The following is an 18,155-nucleotide window of genomic DNA, read 5'->3' as shown; positions in this document are numbered from 1 at the left end:
TTCTAAAATGAGGATGGTTCAAAGATACCATTTATCTTTGAACCATCCTCTATTTAAATCTCTTATGTGACGGAATCTCCATTCACCTTAAATACTCGCAATAACTCACCTACTGATAAATGAGACAAAGGTTGAAAATCTTCACTTAACAGATACTTAGTTATGCTTAAGAACAAATAACTAGATTCAGGCCTTTTCAAATCCCGAACGTCGTAGGTTTTAAAAGATGAAACAAATAATTTCCCTCTACCTACTGTTGCTTCAAATGCATAAGAAAGCTTCTTCATCCGATTAAAGTTATCGACAATTTCTACAATAGGTTTTACTTGAGGGATAAGGTCCATTCCAATTCCTGCTGCACCGTTTACTAGATGAAACCACTGCCAATTAGAGTATCCATCATGAGGAAATTTTTTCATGAGAGGATGGTTGTGTATCAGCATCCCCATCGTTGTACTTTCTTGAGTTGGAAACCAAAGGAAATTCCAAAAAATCGGTAAGTATTGGGTCATAACTTCATCGTATTGTTTTTCAGGTTTCGTCATTAACCATACATTTCCTCCATCCATGAGATATTGCAATACATCTCGAGAAAGTTGGTCCGTAATCGCTAACTGAAGCTGCTTTTCTTCCACATAACTCCTTTCTTCAATCCCAATCATCGGTTTCATTTTCGCTCCATATAAGAAGGAGCCCATCGATGGAATATTTGTCCATATATTCTGAACCTCTTTTGGCAATGATTTTCGAGGAAAGGACCAAAATTCCCATTGATTGTTAATACACTGCCCTTCGACCTCAAATGAGACCTCTAGTAAATAACGGGACGCACTCTCACGTTCTGTTTGAAAGTTAATGGTCGCAATTCGTGATACATCGCCAGCTTTTACATTCTCTAAAGACAGCTCACCTTTTTGAACCCCACCTTCGGAAATTGCTGTCCATATTAATCTTCCAGTGGAAATGGTAGTTCCGTAATTAGAGACATCTATCTCAACTTCTATTGTTTCTCCGCCAAAAAAAGTTCGCCGGTCCGATCTCATTAAAAGAACACGATCATTGTTAAAGCAACGATATTCATTTGCTTTGATTAAACCTTTGCTATCTCCAAAAACATCAAGAACACCTGTTGTTGCATGCCCTTGTCCTGGGAAATCTCTTATATCTAATAATTGCATTCCTGAGAGACCTTTTGTTCTTCGTGCCCTTTCTATTATTTCTTTATAGGCTCGTACTGTGTGAATACCTGACGCCTTCTTAAACTCGGGCACTCTGTTACTCCAGCCTTTTGCTTCGATTGATTCATTGAATGTCTCGAGCCATGATGGTTTTAATACACCTGAATACTTTTCTACTCCTGTCGGGTCAATATACGTTGTAAATTGTCCATGTTCATGACCAATAAGCGGTTTCGAATCTAACTTGGGTAATTCTCGGTAATCCTCTCTAGTATCCGGGGACCCTGCATAATCAAGTGTGTACGGTTGGTGCCAGTTTAATGACTGGATATAATAATCTCCTTCGCGATCATGAGCTGGTAGCTGTCCAAAACCAGTATTATCTGTATAAACTCTTGATGAATCAATCTCTCTTGCAATTTGAACTAGTTGATTTAACTCTTCATGCCCACTTGCATCGATAAGTTCATTCCCTGGTGCAAGCATCACAAATGAAGGATGTTCATTTAATTCTTGAAGAATTCTTCTCCATTCACGATGTAAGAACTCATTCACCTCTTTTGGAGGAGGCGTATTTCTATCAGTATAATGGAAAGACCAATGTGGTAACTCAGTTTGGACGAGCATCCCCTCTTCATCTGCAGCTTCCCAAAATGGTTTGGGAGCAGTCCATCCATGCAATCTAATATGATTAAACCCATATTCCTTAACCAATCGAAACTGTTTGAGATAATATTGTTTATCCCACACCGGGTAGCCGGTTAAAGGAAAAATACAGCAATCTACATATCCCCTTAAAAATACCGGCTTTTTATTTAACAAAAAGTGTTTGCCTTCAATTTGAAACTGACGTAAACCGATTTTTTTCGTTAAAAAATCAATAGATTGATTTTCATGCTTCAAAATCATACTTGCTTGATATAAAAAAGGCTTCTCGTCTGACCAAAGCTGTGCATCAACCCCAAAATCAATACATGCGTGAATGGTACAAGTTTGATTTTGAAAGTGAATATTTCTTTTTAGAGGAGATGTTACTTTATCAGCATGAATCTCTAGCGACCATTCTCCGTTAGGCTTTATGATAGTGCTTGAAATATGGACTGTTAAATTTAGGAGATGTGGGTCTTCCCCTGGTGTCATGACCACCTCTTCAATAAAGGTTTCTGGTAAAACTTCAACTGTGACCCCCCCCGTAATTCCTCCCCAATTCGTTGCTGTATGATAGGAATGAATATGACTTTCCATTAACGGGATGTGGAGGCAATTATCTACATGTATAACGACCTTCTGTTGTTGGCCAGGTCGTATATATTCAGATACATTAAAGATATGATCACTGACGAGACTTTCTCCTTCCCCAACAAACTTTTCATCAATCCACAGCTTCGTAAACCAATGTGCCCCTGCAATCTTTAGCACAGTTTTTGAGCCTTTTTCATTTACAGGAAAGACGCATTCTGTGCAATACCATGCTCCTCCCACATATTCCTTTAGCTTTTTCCATGTTCCAATCGGGTAGTGTTTGGACGATTCTCCGTAGCCCTGTTCCTCCCAAGATCCTGGAATGACAATCGTTTCTTGAGTGTTAGTCTCACTTAATATATCCTTCACATTAAGTTCATTCGCTGGATCGAGCTTAAACGTCCATGTTCCATTTAATGACTGAGTTTTTCTTATTTCAAACATGCATAGGCCCCCCTTCTACATTATGGATCATAACGCCTTGATGATTAAGGTCCAGTTCTTTTACAGCATAGAAATGGTTTAAAGCTTTTTTCCTATCATTTAAACCCAAGGCCCCGAGTCCCATCATAAAATGACAATGAATTCTATTCTTTTTATTTAAATCTTCTTCAAAGACAAGAAAATCTGGCAATGACACCGCAAAGTAATCAATTTTCACATTATCATATAAGTGCTTTTCTCCGTACTCGACTAACTTATTAAATCTAGCGTTTGCTTCTTTCTTCTGCCCTAGCTTTAGATGCGCAAGTCCTTGATAATAAATCATTTCTGGTGGCTGATCATTATAGAACATAGCACTCGTTGGTTCTTCAAGACCCATAGCAGCTTTTTCAAAACAAAGACGGGCTCTTTCTGCATTATTGGTCGCTTCAAACACACAACCCAAATAATAATAAATATTATTTTCCTGGGCACCCGCTAACTTTCCTTCGCCCAGATTCTCAGGAAATACAAGTGCTTCCTCCAACTCTTTCATTGCTCGCTCATAGGCTGTTTCCTTTAAATATGTTTTGGCGACTTCTACTTTTGCCAATATATATTGTGATGTAACTTTTCCTTCTCCACCTTCCCAAGGATGAAAGAAACGATATTGTAATAGTTCTAGTGCCTTCTCAAAATGCTGCAACGTGTTTTTGAGAGTCACATATTCTACAAATAAATCATCTCGTTTATAAACTAAGGTTAAAAAATTATCAAGGAAATCCAATCTTTTTTGTGGTGCCAAATTCATTTTTTTATATAGTTGATCTAGTTCATATAAGACTCGTGCATCATTGTTATTCAACTCAAACGCTTTCTCAAGTGAAGACTTTGCTTTATTCAAGTCTTTGCTATGATTGTAATATGCTAATGCTAAATTTCTATGAACCGTGGCAAAGGATGAATCAAGTTGTACTGATTTTTCCCAATAATCTGTTGCTTCTTTAACTCTTTTCTTGTCATACAACAAGTTTCCAAGATAATAATAAGCTTTTGCGTCTTGTCGATTTATTGAAACTACCTTTGTTAAAACAATGTAATCGTTCAGTGAATTAGGGAAACAATAATCAGAAGACGTTTGGCTCGCTTTTTCAAATGATTTAAGAGCTTCCTCTGTCTTGCCACATTTCGCGTAAAGATACCCCGTATAATAAGGGACCATCGGATATTGTGTATCTGGATTTGCAGCTATTCTTTCCAAAACATTTAGACTCTCTTGAAACAAACCACAATCTGCATAATCCTGAGCTAAGGCTATAAAATTATGAACGTCGTTACGCATAAATGTAGTTAAATCTTCTAGTATGACAGTTGCTTGCTCATGGTTATTTGCTTTTTTTGCAAGCAAGTATAATTCGTATCTCGCGCCAAAATCGCTGATGTCTTCAGTCAATGTCTCTTTTGCCATTTTTTCGGCAAGAGTCTCTTTTTCGAGGTGCCTTAGTAGCGCTACTTTTAAATTCCTAGCTTTGTAATTTCGGGTGTTTCGAGTAAGTGCTCGGTCCACTAGTTCAAGAGCCTCTGGAAATTTTCCGGATTCTGTCGCAATTTGCGCAAGTGCGAAATAGCCATTATCTTGCCAAGTTGCACTCCATACTGACTTATAAAATGCTGCAAATGCTTCTTCTAATCGCCCCTGATACTTTAAACACCTTCCTAAATAGTAAAAGGGTTCCGTGTCCTCGGGATTTGGATTATGTCTTGTAATGGATTCGATAGCTCTGCGAAAATACCCTTCACTTTCACTGAAAAGCCCCCTTTTCATTAACAATAAGCCATAGCCGGAATTCAATCTGCTATCCTCCGGGTCTCTTTGTAGTCCTTCGCGATAATAATCATCTGGGTTATAGGTTGCATGACGATATTGTTCTAAATGTTTGGCAGCTAAAAGTAACGCTTCTGTATTTTTTAAGTCTTTTGGTTGACCAATTTCTTTAGCTGGTTCTGGCATTTCTTCTTTCCTTGGTTTGTTGGGTTGATAATCAACGAGTAAATCTCCCTTACTAGAAATAACCTTTACGATTAAATGATGCGCTAGCTCTCCTGTCTTAATAGGAACCTCAACCGAGAATGAGATTGTTGGAGACAGGTCAACACTTTCCACAAAATAAACTCCGTCTCTTCCTGTTAATTGAATCGTTACATTGTTAAAGCGGGCTGTTACATAAGCTTGAATGCGTACACAATTCTCGCGACTGATTTCAAGATTTATTGCAGCATCGATCGTAGCATTTTTGACCACACCAATATCTTTATATGGCATAAAATATTGTTTAAATGTTTTTTCTTCGTGGGGATGTAACCATGTGAAATCAGGTTGATTATCTGTATAAACTCCTGTCATTAACTCGATATAAGGTCCATCTTCATCTGTTAAATTACGGTCCCACGCTTTACCAAAATCCCCACATCCCCATGTCCACTGCTTTTTACCAGGTGATATATGATGATTGGCAACATGCAATATTCCTGCTTTTTTGCCGTGGTCATACCCTCCCACAAAATTGTAATCAGAATGATAGGCCATATAAGAAGTTGGAACAGGTATATTCTTATATTTAGATATATCAACACCTAATGAATAATCCATTTTATAGTAAGTTCCTGTGGCAATCGGAAAGTTCGAGACGTCACGCTTCCCATGATCAAAGACAGCGTTTACATCAGGTGGGAAAACTGATTGGGTATTAACGTTAACTGATACAGCTGGATTAGCCCACCATAGAAATGTTTGGGGCTCAGATGTACGATTATATAATTGACCTTCAATTTCTAAATATGCTTTGCCTGGGTATAAAGTGAAGCCAGCCATTCCTTTTGTACCATACATTCTATCTATCTCATTGACCCATACCGTTTGACTGCCATCGGAGTTTTCTACAATACGATAATCCACTGGACCATAAGTATTTGGACGATGATGTTGCGGCCAGTTAAATTCAATTCCTCCTGAAATCCATGGCCCTGTAAGTCCAACTAATGCCGGTTTAATGACTTGATTATAGTAGACAAAGTCATATTGATTCGTTTTATCGAGTGCCCGATAAATCCTCCCTCCAAGCTCCGGCATAATCACAATTTGCACAAATTCATTTTCTAAATAAACTAATCGATACGATTTTAATTCCTTTTTGTCTTCAATTTTGTCGATGACGGGATGCGGATATACTTTCCCTGAACTCCCCTGATAAATTCGCTTATCTAAAAACATTGGGTTTTTGTTCGGTTCACCAACACCGTATGTTGGAATATTTACAGTTTCTTCCCAAGCTTTCACTGTCACTTTCATCACCCTTCCACTTGTTTCTTTAAATTCTAATGTAAACTTACCCCAACAACAATTCACAATATCCTTTAAAAGATGGATAATATTCTGGTTTTAATTGACTTTTTTATTTTCTGAAAATAAGATAAACATATGTTAATAAAAAAGAAAGCTCAAGGATTTTCTGAACAAAAACTTATTGTTTTACCCGAAAATGTTATCAACCAGGTCTCAACTCACCCTTTGATTCGTTCCCTCTACTTAACAGACTTAGGTTTTTTTCCAAATGCCGAATATCATTACAGAGAAAGGGAGGCTGGAAGCTCGACGCACATCGTAATTTATTGCGTAAAAGGAGAAGGATGGTATCAGCTAAACAACCAAAGAAAAGTTTATGTACAGCCAAACACATTATTTGTTCTCCCGCCAAATATTGCTCATACTTACGGAACAACAGAAAAAAAACCATGGAGTATCTACTGGTTTCATTTAAAAGGGGATCGCGTGCCAGACTACTTAGAAAATTTACAGTCATTCGAGCAACCTCTTGCCATTTCTATCAACAAATCTCATAAACTTATTGATTTATTTCACGAATGTTTTCATCTTTTACAGCGTGGCTATATGTTGAACAATATGATTTATGTATCTCAGGCTCTTGCTCATTTTCTCGGTATCGTTTTTTACGGAAACTCTCAGTTGCAAACTCATTTATCGAAGAGTAATTCCATTGAAATGTCCATTCAATTCATGACGGATCATTTGCAGCAATCTTTTTCACTTGATGAACTAGCCTCACACGTAAACTTATCAAAATCTCACTATGTTCATTTATTTACGAAAACAACAGGTTACACACCAATTGATTATTTTAATCGATTAAAAATTCAACTCGCTTCAAAATACCTAGATTTAACTGATTTATCAATTAAAGAGATTAGTACTAACATAGGAATTCACGATTCCTATTATTTTAGTAGATTATTCTCAAAGATTATGGGACAATCTCCTTCAAAATATCGAAAAAATAAAAAGGGTTAGAGGCATAATTTCTAACTATCAAATACTAAAATTTCCATAATATGAATGAAGCCAACTCAAATATTAAATTGGCTTTTTTCTTTTTTAGTACAACTTTTTTAATAATTTACTATTTTCATGTTATTTTTGACCTGCTAATTGAAATAGTTGGAGCCAATCAACTTATTTTTAAAGACGTATCATTGGGAGACTCTACACTGCTTCTCCGGAACTAAAAATCAAAAAAGACGCCAATTTCACACTGCGGAAATTGACGTCTTTGTTACCATACTGATTATTAAATTTACACTTAAATATTACTCAGAGAGAACCCGACCGACTTGCAGCACTCACCTTAGTTAAATGCAGGCAAAATGTAATAAGCTATGAAACCAAGAATAATTAGTGTAATTACGGTAATGAAGAAATATTTAATAAATGTTGACCCTACTAAGCTTGGATTTTCTTGTTTATGACGCTCTACTTTTTCCTCTTTTTTAAAATCACTCATTTAAATCACCTTCCTTTTTTAAAGTTTAGAGCGGCCTGCGTCCCTGAATGATTCTAATAAGCACAACCACAACCGCAACGATTAGCAGAATGTGCAAATAGCCACCCAGTACATTACCTGATATGAATCCAAATAACCACATTATCAGGAGAATAAAGAATATTAACCACAACACTCTAAAACACTCCTTAATTCTGTTTTAGTAATTTTCATATTACATTGCTTGGAAACCTGCACTTTAAATTATATAAATGAAGCGTATAGTAAATAATTACCCTCGTTTAAAATAGCCCAAACATTTTGCTTATTTAAAAATATTTTAAAAGATGTAGGATGAAGAAATTGGGAGAGAAATAAATAAAAATTCTGCAATCCAACTAATTATCGGACTGCAGAATTTTATTTAAGGTGAACTATATGGAAAGAGGTGATACTATTATTTCAAAGTCAATTTCCCTTAATCCACCATCCTTACCCACTGTATAAGTTTCAATGCTCCAGCTGCCTAACAGGTTAATTCGATAACTCCCTCATTACACTTTCTGAAACAAATTGATAAAGGATAGCCCCCAGTTCTTGCTTCACGTCTTCTCGTATAGACTGCCCAAGGTAAACACTCTCTAGTTTCTTAAAGGTGACCATTTTATTCTCAATTAAGGCTGCATATTCCTCTCTAGTGAATTCTCCATGCTTCACGCTTAACATAAATTCTCTGCCCTTGTCATCGTATTGCATAGCAGTATAAAAATCAGTAAATTCATTCTTCGCAAACCTTTCGATAAAGTCCAAAATTCGGTAAGCATGCATCGCAGATTTTGAGTCATAGCCAAACTGTTCAACAAGAGAATAGGTACCTTTATTTCCTTTGGCGATATACTTTGATTTGCTTTCATACATTCCTCTACACGCTTTATATAGATAAGGGAGGTTCATGGTTGAGATGTCTTTTTTCATCGCCAATATTCTTTTTACATAGAGACTCATCCAAGCGTCTCTATTAATCGAAATATCTGTCGAAAAAAGGACTTCTACAAAATTTACATTCGATTTCCAAAACAAATTAACAAGCTTGCGAATGTCATGATATTCTTCATCGATGGTTTCCCCCACTTTGCTCTCTGTGTAGATATTACTGTTGTAAAGGTCATAAAAGGATGGCCAAACGAATAGTTTATAGTCTTTATCTGATTCAGAGGTAGAGAGGTTATAATTTTCAGATCCCACTAAAGCATTGAAAGCAATGTGTCGATTCATTCTATCTCTCCTTGGCGATTCCGTACTACATTTATTGAAAAAGCCTCCCGAAGTCATTCGGGAGGTGTCGCAGTTATATATTTACGGCCTGCGGATGTTCATCATTCTCTAAAATTAAATTGGCTGCTCGAGCATTTGATTCAACTTGTTCAATGTTTTTGCAGCCTGGAATAACCGTTGTTACTGCTGGATGTTGCAAACACCAAGCAAGCGCCCATTGTGCCATATTAACACCGTCTGGCACTTCATTCTGACTAATGGATTCAACTAGCTGTAATTGTTCTGCTTGCTTCTTTACATCATGATTATTTCGGACATCATTTTCTGTAAAGCTTGCTCCTGGCTTATATTTCCCACTTAAATATCCGCTTGCTAGCGGTACACGTGCAAGGACACCAAGATTTTGCTGCTGACAGGATGGAAAGACTCGTTCTTCTGGAACTTTGTCTAGACGATTGTAAACAACCTGAATGGCACTAGCTTTAACCTCTGTCGCTAATTCAGTTTGATGGAGATTGTCGTTACTTCCAATTGAAATACCTAAATGGCGGATTTTCCCCGCTTGAACCTGTTTATCGAGCATCGTCCACAATTCATCATTATCAAACGCTTCATCGCTACCAGAATGGAACTGGTAAAGATCGATATAATCAGTTTGAAGCGTTCTTAGAGAATCTTCTAATTGCGTTAACACTTCTTCTGGTGACCAATGATTCGTCCTTTCAAAATTGTTATGAAAATGATGACCAAATTTAGTGGCTAAAACCCAATCTTCTCGACGATCCTGTTTGAGAAAGTGACCAATTAGTGATTCAGATAAGTGATCCCCGTAGCATTCCGCGGTATCGATCAGATTAATTCCCAATTTCTTTGCTCTATATAACATTTGATTCACTTCTACTTGATTAAAATCCTTTCCCCATTCTCCACCAAATTGCCATGTTCCTATACCCACAACTGAAACATTTACGTCTGTTTTGCCGAGTTTACGATATTTCATTTCGATGACCTCCTCAATTGTTTTAACTGTTTCTACCGTACAAATGTTTTAGTACTCAGACTATATTGTAAGAACAGATTCATTTCTAGAATTTGAATTTGACGAAGCTGTTCTCCTTCTCCTGTTTCTTCCAATCCATTTGCTACAACATGTTCAACCGCATCAATAAATTGATAAGGATCCCACTTCTCCCACGGTCGAACAACCTCTGATAGTTGCCAAGCTTTTTCATACAACGAGTCATATACTGGGTGGTCACCTACTTTGGAATACCAATACTTTGCATTACTAAAATCACCTTCACGTCGATGCATCAGTCCATGCCAGAAACTTCCTATTTCATTAGATAAATCTTGAGATATGTTATGAGATTTCACTAAATCATCATTCCACAATAAAAGTCCGGATGTCGCAGCTTGCGGTAACACGAATGGGGTTTTCTCATTAGTTTCTAACTGTTGTTCTGATAAATCTTCAATTTCTTTTGTTAGTTCTAAATCCCAAATTCCATTGGGGCAAAGTAATGGAATTGGGTTTCGCTTTTGTAAACGTTCAATAATTCTGTCTAGTTTGTTCATTATCAGTACTCCTAACTTACCATTAATTTATTCTCTATATCAAATTCATCATTTATTAAGATACTCCTGCATTTATTGACCAAAGTCTTATTGATGTTTTTTACATACTTCCGATTAGAAATCGCATTCTAAAGAAAAGGGAGGTGTGTGGTATGAAGGATACAAAGAAACAGGATAAATTAATACCCGATTTTGATAAGCTTTCAGATCGAGTCATTGCGGATCCTCCAAAAAGCTCAATGTTTGTGATGAAAACAAATCTTGACTCAGATAATGTTGAAGAAGATAATCCTTATTTTGAAGGTAAAGAAAAGGATATTAAAGCATTACGTAAGTTTTTTGAGCAAGGTTAAAAACAATAAAATATATAGAAATAGCGCTTGATTACTCAAGCGCTATCATCTTACCCCATTTAATTCTCAAACTGATACTAATTAGTAAACAACGTACTTACCGATTCATTATTTTGTACTCGATTCATTACATCTGCAATAAGAGGAGCAATCGATAAGGTTGTAATTTTATCAATGTTTTTTTCATCTGGTAATTCAATTGAATTCGTCACAAAGACTTCTTTTATGGGAGATTGTTGGATACGTTGGATTGCTGGTCCTGAGAGTATTGGATGCGTACAACACGCATACACTGCCTTAGCTCCTTTTTCTATTAGGGCATTGGTTGCTGTTGTCACAGTTGTGCCCGTTGTGATCATATCGTCAATGATGATCGCTGTTTGGCCTTTTACCTCTCCAATAATGTCTATTTTTACTGCATCACTTGAGTCTCTCTTTTTATCCATAAAGACAATCGGCACTTTGAGAATATTCGACATTTGTCTTGCTCTTCTGACTCCTGCATTTTCAGGTGCAACCACGACCATGTCCTTTAAATTCATCCTTTTAATGTGAGAGGAAAATAACGAGACCGTATGGATTTGGTCCACCGGTATATTGAAGAAACCTTCTACCTGAGGTGCATGCAAATCAACAGTTATTAAACTCGATGCGCCTGCAGTTTCCAGTAAGTTAGCAATTAATTTCGCGGTAATTGGTTCTCTCGGACGCGCTTTACGGTCTTGCCGTGAATACCCGTAATATGGCATGACGACATTAATTGTATTTGCTGATGCCCGTTTCATAGCATCAATCATGATTAGAAGCTCCATGATATACTCGTTACCAGGTTGTGATGTGGATTGGATTAAATATACGTCGCATCCTCTGATACTTTCTTCAATATTTAATTGTACTTCTCCATCACTAAATCTAGTAATCGAGCTTTTCCCCATTTCTATTCCAATCTGTTGAACAATCTGATTCGAGAGTTCAATATTTGAATTTAGCGTAAAAACCTTCATCTTTGACGTTTTATTTATTCCCAAAATTTTTCCCCTCTTTCATACATAAAACCTTAGCATCTTCGTTCTCATTATACCCCTAACGTGATGTTTTCAATAGAAGCAAAAAGAATTTGTCTTGAAATCGACATCTGCATCGTCATCCAATTTCGATAACAAATTTTGCTAATCTTTTCTTTTAGGTTCTTACCCATTTTCTGTAGGTTATCACAAAAATGCTATGTAGTCACTTCACGAAAGGCTAATGAATCCAATTTCAAAAAGGGAGTGTTGTCATAAGGTCCGACCTTATAACACACTCCCATTGTTTAATGCTTTACATATTTCCCGTGATCAGGAATCGCAATACGATCAAATTCATTAGCAAGTTTTTTTAAACTAGTTGTTAAAAGTTCACCTGTCATAGGCAATCCATGCCCAGTAACGGCAAGAGATGGTCTTAGTGCTTCTAGCTTTTTAACTGATTCCCATGAGGCATCCCAATCGGGAGTGAGATATCTGGGAGGGCCACTAATTTCCTGTTCTTGTGTTAACACCTTATAAAGTGATTCTTGTTTCACTGTAACAAACGCATCCCCTACGATTAATGCTCCATCCCCGTCTCTAAATAAAGAGACGTGACCTGGAGTATGACCGGGTGTATGAATCCAACGGAAACCTGGCATATGAGGAACACTACCATTAGAAGGGAGGGTTTCTACATGATTCCCTAAGTTAATGGGTTCATTTGGAAACATCGAAGACAGTTTTGCGACCATCCCGCCTTCTACGGTTGGATCAGGCTCCGGATAACTCATTTTCCCAGTTAAAAAAGGTAATTCTAATTCATGGGCATAAACCGGAATCTCCCAGTGCTTAACTAACTCAAGAATAGACCCTACATGATCAAAATGTCCATGTGTCAGAATAATCGCTTTGGGACGACCATTCGAGCCAAACCGTTCTTCCGTTGCTGAGATAATCTCATTTGCCGAATTTGGCATTCCGGCGTCAACTAACACAAAGTCGTTTGCTTCTGGTTTACCAACTAACGATATATTAACAATTTGAACCGTTTGGCAATATAAATCTGGGAGAACCTCTAGGCCCATCCCATCTGCTGCAGATGTCGTCGGAATTGCTTTGTAATCATCACCATATGACATTGGTTCTTGTTCCATGTATAACTCCTCTTTTCCTTTTAGATTCTAAGGTAACAACCATAATATCTGACTTCGGTTAATAATTTATGTGAACAACGGCCGTGATTTATGTGGAAATGATTTAATCCCCACATAAAGTGGACACCAATTCAGGATAATGAGAATACAAAAAAAGCTATTTTTGAACTTTTTGGGCATACTGTAAACTGTCAATGTTAAGTCTAATAAACGAGGTGAGGTAAAATGGAAAATGAACATCACATCAAGAATATTGAAAATCAAACAGTCGAGATTTTCAAGGAAACCTGCGGAACCTGGCAAAGCTGTGATTCCGAAAATGTCGTTACTTTTCTAAATGAATGTCGGGAGCATAGTATTGACCCACAATTTTGCTTAAACTGGCTTGAAGAGCATAAAGAACAAATTCCTGGTTGGCTCGGGTTTTCAAAGATGGCTCAAGACTGGGTGAGTGAACACACTTCTACAGGCTCTCCAATCAGCATGAAAGATTTATAAATTTATTCGGTTCGCCAATGGATTTCCTCAAAATTCCGACTTTTGAGAAATCCTATTTTCATTAAAGTAAGGGCATTGATAACTTCTCAATGCCCTGATTCGCTTTACTATCCTTTTATACCCGCTAACCAATCTTTGTAACAATCGTGACAGAGCGATTTATCTACATGTTCGTTTTGATGTATAAATAATCCATGGTATACATCATCAATTGAGTCGTCACAATAAAAACACTGTTCTTCCACGTTTAAGCCCCCCTATTGATAACGTCAATTATAGGATGTACCAAGGTTTGAGAAAATACATAGGGATTTATAGGGTTCTTTGCAAATATTTCTTTGAAGACTCCTCAAAAAAAACTAAGCACTATACTTGAAAGTCAAAGAAGGTCAAAGTATAATAAAGGTCAAAGAAAGTCAAAGTCAAACCTTTCTTATTTAATTCAAGGAGGTCTATATAAATGAATTGTCAAAATTGTCAACAACGTGAAGCCAAAGTAAATGTATATTTGCAGTTTAATCAGAAAAAGCAAAAATTGCATTTATGTCAACCTTGTTATCAATCGTTAAAATCTAATTCAAAAATGCCTGCTAATTTTAAGGGTGATTTTTCAAATTTAGATGATTTCTTTCATTCATTATCAAATGGTCATCCGACACCTTCACAACAAGCAATGTCCCCTAATCATCAAGAAAATAGCCTGTTAGAGCAATTGGGCCGTAATGTGACGAACGCTGCGAAAATCGGATTAATTGACCCTGTCATTGGTCGTGATGATGAGGTGGATCGCGTCATTGAAATCTTAAATCGTCGTAATAAAAATAATCCTGTGTTAATCGGAGAACCTGGAGTCGGGAAAACTGCAATTGTTGAAGGATTGGCACTTAAAATTGCTGAGGGAACCGTTCCTTCTAAGCTTTTAAATAAAGAAGTTTATTTGTTAGATTTTGCTTCCCTCGTTGCCAACACAGGGATTCGAGGGCAATTTGAAGAACGCATGAAACAACTTATTACCGAGCTTCAAACACGTAAAAATATTATTCTATTTATAGATGAAATTCATTTACTCGTTGGCGCTGGAGCTGCAGAGGGCTCGATGGATGCAGGCAATATACTGAAGCCGGCTCTGGCTCGAGGCGAACTTCAAGTCGTTGGAGCCACAACATTAAAAGAATACCGTTCCATTGAAAAAGACGCGGCTTTAGAACGGCGTTTCCAACCAGTTACTGTGAGGGAGCCATCTGTTGAAGAAGCGATTAAAATTTTACAAGGCATTCAAACAAAATACGAAGAATATCATGGTGTCCAATTTACAGATGAAGCAATAAAAGCTTGTGTGATTCTGTCTCATCGCTACATTCAAGATCGCTTCTTACCAGATAAAGCAATTGATTTATTAGATGAAGCAGGATCAAAAATGAACCTTTTAGCTGGTATAACAAGGGAAGATACCATTGAAGAACGTCTGATTGAAATTTCAGCAGAAAAGGAAAAGGCGTTAAACGAAGAGCGTTATGAACTAGCCGCAAAATTACGTGACGAAGAAGAATCATTAAAAAAATACCGCAACAAAACTAACGAGGAAAAATCAGTTTTCGTTGAAGTCGAGAATATTCAAGCAATTATTGAAAAGAAAACTGGCATCCCAGTTGGAAAGCTTCAAGAAAATGATGCGACAAAAATGAAACATTTAGCCAAAAATCTAGCAAGTAAAGTAATTGGTCAAAAAGAAGCTGTCGAAAAGGTATCTAAAGCTATCCGTCGTTCTCGAGCAGGATTAAAAGCGAAACAACGTCCAATTGGCTCCTTTTTGTTTGTAGGACCCACTGGTGTAGGGAAAACCGAATTGACAAAAACGCTAGCAGAAGAGCTGTTCGGATCTAAGGATGCCATGGTTCGTCTAGATATGAGCGAATACATGGAGAAGCATGCAGTCTCAAAACTAATTGGTTCACCTCCTGGCTACGTTGGTCATGAGGAAGCCGGTCAAATAACTGAAAAAGTTCGTCGTAATCCTTACTCGATTATTCTATTAGATGAAATCGAAAAAGCTCATCCTGATGTTCAGCATCTTTTCCTACAAATACTAGAGGATGGTCGCCTAACTGACAGTCAAGGGCGTACTGTAAGCTTTAAAGATACAGTCATTATTATGACCAGTAACGCAGGAGTTGGAACAAAGAATATCACTGTTGGATTTGGCGAAAGCGATGTAATTAGACACTCATCGATACTTGATTCTCTTTCTACCTATTTTAAGCCAGAGTTTTTGAATCGTTTTGATGCAATCATTGAATTTAACCATTTAGAAAAACAAGACCTTCTTCATATTGTGGAACTTATGTTGAAGGACTTAAACGAAACATTAGAGGAACATCCCCTTTCATTATCAGTTACAAAAGAGGCAAAAGAAAAGTTAGCCGAGTTGGGTTATCACCCAGCATTTGGTGCGCGCCCTCTTCGTCGTGTGATTCAAGAACAACTTGAGGATCGCATCACAGATTTAATATTAGATAATCCAGATATTATGTCTGTCTATGTTACATTAGAAAATAATGAAATCATCGTTTATGAAGAATCAAATTTAGAAGAATCTACAAGCTAGTTAGTTTCAAAGAAAAGTAAACAATTTACTATGGAAAACACTAGGATTGATTTAACCTAGTGTTTTTTATAGACCTTTTTCAGCATCAAATTGATGTACTCTTTAATAGAGACAATTTCGAAACAACCCTATTGCTCAAATTCTTTATAAATAAGAATGAGTAACCGGTTCAGAAGGTACCACCCAAAATAGGCACCACTAATTAAAAAGGACGGATTCAAAAATACACCGTGAATACTGGTCATAAATACTTCTTGATTTATCAAAATTTTATAAATGCCATCCGTGAGGATCCATCCAAATATCAAGACCGATATGGTTGCCCCGAGGTTAAATAAAAGCCTAACGCGGTTGTAGTGATGACCCCAAAACATTAATGGAGGAATCCCGATAATTGCCAACAAAATAATCAAGTTCAATCTATCACCTACTTCGTGAAATCAAAAAAGGTAATACCCTTATGTGTACATAGCATTTATCCTCATGTATAATGACGACAGAGAAAAGGTGTTGATTTAAATGCTCAAAGCTTACATTTTACTTACGTTAACAATGGTATTTTTTTCAGGAAACATTTTAATTGGGAAAACCATTGAAGATCTCCCACCCGCAACAATTACTTTTTTTCGTTGTCTTATCGCTTTCCTAATTCTATTTCCAATCAGCTTAAAAGAATTGACCAAAAACCAAACATTATGGGTTAAAGAATGGAAACCTATATTATTTCTATCTTTAACAGGAATTGTATTATTTAATCTTTTTTTATATTCTGGTTTACAATATACAACGGCCACAAATGTTGCTGTCCTTGAAACCACAACACCTATTTTTTCGATTTTGTTAGGGGCACTGGTTTTAAAGGAAAGACTTAAACTCGTTCAGTATCTTGGCATATTTCTATCCATCATTGGTGCATTGTGGGTCATCACAAAAGGTACTTGGTCCTCTTTTAGTTTTACACAGTTTAATTTAGGCGATTTTCTCGTTATGATTGCTATCATCGCTTGGGCTGTTTATTCTTTATTAATTAAACAACACAGTCATAAATTCCCATTATACGGAAGCTTAACAATTATGCTATTCGTAGCATTAGTTGTTTTATTCCCATTTGTGGCTTTGGAGTGGAATGATGGTATATTCAATAATCTAAATATGAAGTTGATAGGTGGCCTTTTATACTTGGGTATTTTCCCTTCTGTAGTTGCTTTAGTTTTTTGGAATAAAGGAGTTGCTGCAATCGGTCCCTCCCGCGCCTCAATTTTTCTAAATTTCATCCCTGTGTTTACGATTTTTGGAGCGGTTCTTTTTTTGAACGAAACGGTTTCGTTCATCCAATTACTTGGGGGAGTTCTGGTCATATTTGGGGTTTATTTATCAACAAAAGAAGGTTTAATTGTCCCAAGATTATTTCCTCGTAAAAAAGAAAATAAATCCTTTGAAAGCTAAGGAAAACAAATGGATAAAAAAGGTGTAAAAGTTTTAAGAAAGCACATAAAAAAGCTTAGACGGGAGAATTTACACTTTCTCGTCTAAGCTTTTTCCTTGTCTTCACAATAAAATAGTTAATTCAGTGGTTTTCGGCCTGAAAATCCTTCGTTCTCACCATGGTAATGAGTAATTTCAGATTCACCAATCTTCCAGCACAAAAGAATGTCTTGTTCATTTAAACGTGCAGGGAAATCAAGTAGCCCCATATCAATACTCTTGAACTGAGCACCTGTAGATTCAATGTTGCGAAGATGAAGCTCAGCTTGTAGCTCCATAAAGTCTAATTCACTTTCTCTAGTGAATACTTCTTCGACTTCTGTTGTAATCTGGTATTTTGTTGCTTCTTTTAATCTATTTAATTGCACTAATTTTTCTTTAAAGGTTTTTCGAAGCTGTTGCAACTCGCGTACTTCTATTTCCAATTCTGGCAACAGTTCATTCGCTTCTTTTAGGGTAAAATATTTTTTCACCATCTCTACACCTCCACTTTCTATTATATCAAATAACAAGTGGCAT

17 protein-coding genes are annotated in these 18,155 nt (G+C 36.8%); 5 read left to right on the top strand and 12 right to left on the bottom strand.

Annotated features, from left to right (window positions below):
- Positions 1–62: 62 nt before the first annotated feature.
- Together CEF19_RS18300 and CEF19_RS18295 are read right to left on the bottom strand one after the other, a co-directional pair.
- On the bottom strand, positions 63–2,864 hold the full coding sequence (locus CEF19_RS18300; RefSeq protein ID WP_100407399.1) for a sugar-binding domain-containing protein: 2,802 nt from the start codon (positions 2,862–2,864) through the stop codon (positions 63–65).
- Complete coding sequence (locus CEF19_RS18295; RefSeq protein ID WP_100407398.1) at positions 2,857–6,192, bottom strand: DUF5107 domain-containing protein; 3,336 nt, start codon at positions 6,190–6,192, stop codon at positions 2,857–2,859. Before CEF19_RS18295 ends, CEF19_RS18300 begins: the two co-directional genes overlap by 8 nt.
- 129 nt (positions 6,193–6,321) lie before the next feature.
- Here CEF19_RS18295 and CEF19_RS18290 point away from each other — a divergent pair, with 129 nt between their 5' ends.
- Complete coding sequence (locus CEF19_RS18290; RefSeq protein WP_100407397.1) at positions 6,322–7,209, top strand: AraC family transcriptional regulator; 888 nt, start codon at positions 6,322–6,324, stop codon at positions 7,207–7,209.
- A 334-nt stretch (positions 7,210–7,543) separates the two neighbouring features.
- On the opposite strand, the gene CEF19_RS23285 is transcribed toward CEF19_RS18290, so the two are convergent.
- The 5 genes from CEF19_RS23285 to CEF19_RS18275 form a co-directional block, all read right to left on the bottom strand.
- A complete protein-coding gene (locus CEF19_RS23285; protein WP_157801003.1) occupies positions 7,544–7,699 on the bottom strand; it encodes a hypothetical protein in 156 nt (51 codons plus the stop codon).
- A gap of 25 nt (positions 7,700–7,724) precedes the next feature.
- Positions 7,725–7,874 (bottom strand): lmo0937 family membrane protein, encoded by a 150-nt coding sequence (locus CEF19_RS23280; protein WP_157801002.1) that lies wholly within the window; start codon positions 7,872–7,874, stop codon positions 7,725–7,727.
- A gap of 338 nt (positions 7,875–8,212) precedes the next feature.
- Positions 8,213–8,953, bottom strand: a complete 741-nt coding sequence (locus tag CEF19_RS18285) for a DNA polymerase beta superfamily protein (protein WP_157801001.1) — start codon at positions 8,951–8,953, stop codon at positions 8,213–8,215.
- Positions 8,954–9,026: 73 nt separating this feature from the next.
- Positions 9,027–9,953: an aldo/keto reductase gene (locus CEF19_RS18280; protein WP_100407395.1), complete on the bottom strand. Its 927-nt coding sequence runs from the start codon at positions 9,951–9,953 to the stop codon at positions 9,027–9,029.
- Between the two features lie 32 nt (positions 9,954–9,985).
- A complete protein-coding gene (locus CEF19_RS18275; RefSeq protein ID WP_100407394.1) occupies positions 9,986–10,531 on the bottom strand; it encodes a hypothetical protein in 546 nt (181 codons plus the stop codon).
- Between the two features lie 152 nt (positions 10,532–10,683).
- Here CEF19_RS18275 and CEF19_RS18270 point away from each other — a divergent pair, with 152 nt between their 5' ends.
- Entirely contained in the window at positions 10,684–10,884 is a 201-nt protein-coding gene (locus CEF19_RS18270; RefSeq protein WP_100407393.1) for a hypothetical protein, read from the top strand.
- 77 nt (positions 10,885–10,961) lie between these two features.
- On the opposite strand, the gene CEF19_RS18265 is transcribed toward CEF19_RS18270, so the two are convergent.
- Entirely contained in the window at positions 10,962–11,888 is a 927-nt protein-coding gene (locus CEF19_RS18265) for a ribose-phosphate diphosphokinase (RefSeq protein ID WP_100408369.1), read from the bottom strand.
- 308 nt (positions 11,889–12,196) lie between these two features.
- The gene (locus CEF19_RS18260; protein ID WP_100407392.1) at positions 12,197–13,048 is read right to left on the bottom strand and encodes an MBL fold metallo-hydrolase; all 852 of its coding nucleotides are present in this window, start codon (positions 13,046–13,048) and stop codon (positions 12,197–12,199) included.
- 225 nt (positions 13,049–13,273) lie between these two features.
- Between CEF19_RS18260 and CEF19_RS18255 the strand changes: the two genes are divergently transcribed.
- On the top strand, positions 13,274–13,546 hold the full coding sequence (locus CEF19_RS18255; protein ID WP_100407391.1) for a hypothetical protein: 273 nt from the start codon (positions 13,274–13,276) through the stop codon (positions 13,544–13,546).
- A gap of 107 nt (positions 13,547–13,653) precedes the next feature.
- Here CEF19_RS18255 and CEF19_RS23580 read toward each other — a convergent pair whose 3' ends face one another.
- A complete protein-coding gene (locus CEF19_RS23580; protein WP_198510317.1) occupies positions 13,654–13,791 on the bottom strand; it encodes a hypothetical protein in 138 nt (45 codons plus the stop codon).
- Positions 13,792–14,006: 215 nt separating this feature from the next.
- On the opposite strand from CEF19_RS23580, the gene CEF19_RS18250 reads away from it, so the two are divergent.
- Positions 14,007–16,151 (top strand): ATP-dependent Clp protease ATP-binding subunit, encoded by a 2,145-nt coding sequence (locus tag CEF19_RS18250; protein ID WP_100407390.1) that lies wholly within the window; start codon positions 14,007–14,009, stop codon positions 16,149–16,151.
- 128 nt (positions 16,152–16,279) lie between these two features.
- On the opposite strand, the gene CEF19_RS18245 is transcribed toward CEF19_RS18250, so the two are convergent.
- Positions 16,280–16,570 (bottom strand): transposase, encoded by a 291-nt coding sequence (locus CEF19_RS18245; protein WP_157801000.1) that lies wholly within the window; start codon positions 16,568–16,570, stop codon positions 16,280–16,282.
- Between the two features lie 100 nt (positions 16,571–16,670).
- Here CEF19_RS18245 and CEF19_RS18240 point away from each other — a divergent pair, with 100 nt between their 5' ends.
- Positions 16,671–17,597 carry a DMT family transporter gene (locus CEF19_RS18240; RefSeq protein ID WP_100407388.1) on the top strand — a complete coding sequence of 309 codons (927 nt, stop codon included), beginning with the start codon at positions 16,671–16,673 and terminating at the stop codon, positions 17,595–17,597.
- A gap of 116 nt (positions 17,598–17,713) precedes the next feature.
- Here the strand turns inward: CEF19_RS18240 and CEF19_RS18235 are convergent, their stop codons facing one another.
- Positions 17,714–18,112, bottom strand: a complete 399-nt coding sequence (locus CEF19_RS18235) for a DUF2203 domain-containing protein (RefSeq protein ID WP_100407387.1) — start codon at positions 18,110–18,112, stop codon at positions 17,714–17,716.
- Positions 18,113–18,155 lie beyond the last annotated feature (43 nt).

This window comes from Bacillus solitudinis (assembly GCF_002797395.1).
Lineage (GTDB): Bacteria > Bacillota > Bacilli > Bacillales > Bacillaceae_D > Halalkalibacter_A > Halalkalibacter_A solitudinis.
The sequence above is the reverse complement of the archived record's forward strand: the minus strand, read 5'-3'. Positions and strand labels throughout refer to the sequence as shown.